This window comes from Rhizobium sp. P1_E1 (genome assembly GCF_056406015.1).
In genome coordinates this window covers 1-2131 of sequence record NZ_JBFUAY010000430.1, presented here as the reverse complement: position 1 = coordinate 2131, position 2131 = coordinate 1, and the positions used below count along the sequence as shown (strand labels likewise).

Below are 2131 nucleotides of genomic sequence, written 5' to 3'. Positions count from 1 at the left end.
AAGAAGTGGGGTATAATACCGAAAAATAATCTAAATTGAGAAAGATTTTGCAGCAAAATTAGAGAGCACCTTTCAAAAGATATCGACTAGCCTTCGGCCACAAATCGGCACGGAGGCCCTGATCGATGTCATTGTTGGAAAAATTCGAACGCTACCCGCTCACCTTCGGCGCGACTCCGATCGAGCACTTGCCACGGCTGACTGCGGCGCTGGGCGGCAAGGTCGAGATATATGCCAAGCGCGACGACTGCAATTCGGGCCTCGCGATGGGCGGCAATAAGCTCAGGAAGCTCGAATATATCGTGCCCGACGCGATCGCCTCCGGCGCGGATACGCTGGTGTCGATCGGCGGAGTCCAGTCGAACCATACTCGCATGGTGGCTGCGACTGCCGCGAAGATCGGCATGAAATGTGTCGTCATCCAGGAGAAATGGGTACCTCACTACGATGCGGTCTATGACCGTGTCGGCAATATATTGATGACGAGACTGATGGGCGCCGACAGCCGGCTGGTCGACGCTGGGTTCGACATCGGCATCCGCAAGAGCTGGGAGGACGCGATTCAGTCGGTGGAGGACGCGGGCGGCAAGCCCTATGCGATCCCGGCTGGCGCTTCGGTACATAAGTTCGGAGCCCTCGGCTATGTCGGCTTCGCCGAGGAAGTCGCGGCACAGGAGAAGGACCTAGGCTTCACCTTCGACTACATCATCGTCTGCGTTGTCACCGGTTCGACCCAGGGCGGAATGATCGTCGGCTTCGCCGCAATGGACAGGGCTGACAGGGTCATTGGTATTGATGCCTCGGGCACACTCCAGCAGACCCGGGATCAGGTGCGAAAGATCGTCGACGCGACCTCAGAACTCGTGAACCTTGGCCGGTCCGTACGTGAAGACGAGATCGTCATCAACCCTGACTATGCCTATCCCGCCTATGGAGTGCCCTCGGAGGAGACAAATGAGGCGATCCGACTCGCGGCGCGCACCGAGGCGATGATCACCGACCCTGTTTATGAGGGAAAATCGATGCAGGGGATGATCGATCTTGCGCGAAAGGGCTTCTTCCCCGAGGGCTCAAAGGTGCTCTACGCCCATCTTGGCGGCGCCCCGGCGATCAACGGCTACAGCTATTACTACAGGGACGGCTGATTGGTGCCGTCAGGTTAACCGGCCGCGAACAGGTGGATAATTGCAGTCGAGACTATATAGATCCGCACTTCCTGAACGCAATTTCGCGTCGACGATGAAAGATCCATGCGGATGCCCGGCTTGGTCGGATCTCTCGGCCAGGCACACGATCATCGACCCTTTGCCTCTATCTTGCACGAGGGATTTCTACTTCATTGGCATTTTCGAGCAATTTTATCAGGCTTGTGCGCGCCTGCCCAAGTAGGGAACACTGATGTCGGCAAGCACGAACAATCTGCGACGTGAGTGCGCCCATCGGGGCATCATCGGACCTGCCTGACCAAACATTAGATTAAGGTCACCAAGGCATCGCCTGCAGAATGCCGGCAAATGTCTTCAGATGGCACTCGAAGAGCTCCTGCCGTCGATCGCGCGAGGCACAGGAGAGGCGGCGGGTGAGGGGGRCGTGCCGCCGAACACGAGATCGTCCCGACGCAGGCCTCCGTATCGGTTTTCGTGATGYGGCGCGAGCATCTCAATCCGTCGTTATCCACTCCCCGACTCAACCTTCGCGTAAGCGCGGGGAGTGAACCGTTTGGCCGAGGCGTTTCGCCTCTTACTGGCAGGCAGTCAGACCGCCCGGATTTTGAATGGGGGCGAAACCGACGCCGTCGATTGTGTTGTCGTTGCGGGCAATGAAGCAGTAATTGTCATTGGCATGGGGAGCTGCAACTACGCAGGAGTTGGCCCCCGCCGGAATGACATAGGTGTCCAATCCGTTGATCGTAAAGACCGACGCTGTTCCATTCGGATGGGGTACCGGCTGCTTGGTGAACAGGATGGCATTCTGTGGTGGCGGGACTGCGATAGGCTGATGGTTCCGGCAATCGGACGAAAAGACGAGTCGTGCTGCCGCGGGTATAGCGGTTGCGATAATGGAGGAGATGGCAATGAGAAGTCTTGCAGCGATCTTTTTGCCGCGACGACCTGTTTGGCCGGTGAACTTC

At 57.6% G+C, this 2131-nt stretch carries 2 protein-coding genes and 1 pseudogene; 1 reads left to right on the top strand and 2 read right to left on the bottom strand.

What is annotated here, in order from left to right; translation table 11 throughout:
- Positions 1–125: 125 nt before the first annotated feature.
- Positions 126–1145, top strand: a complete 1020-nt coding sequence (locus AC1D1Z_RS36695; protein WP_065276878.1) for a 1-aminocyclopropane-1-carboxylate deaminase — start codon at positions 126–128, stop codon at positions 1143–1145.
- Positions 1146–1394: 249 nt separating this feature from the next.
- Here the strand turns inward: AC1D1Z_RS36695 and AC1D1Z_RS36690 are convergent.
- A pseudogene (locus AC1D1Z_RS36690) lies at positions 1395–1616 on the bottom strand (IS66 family transposase); the annotation flags it as partial.
- Positions 1617–1740: 124 nt separating this feature from the next.
- Positions 1741–2131, bottom strand: a 391-nt coding sequence (locus tag AC1D1Z_RS36685; RefSeq protein ID WP_477853728.1) for a hypothetical protein, incomplete at its 5' end; no start/stop codon positions are given.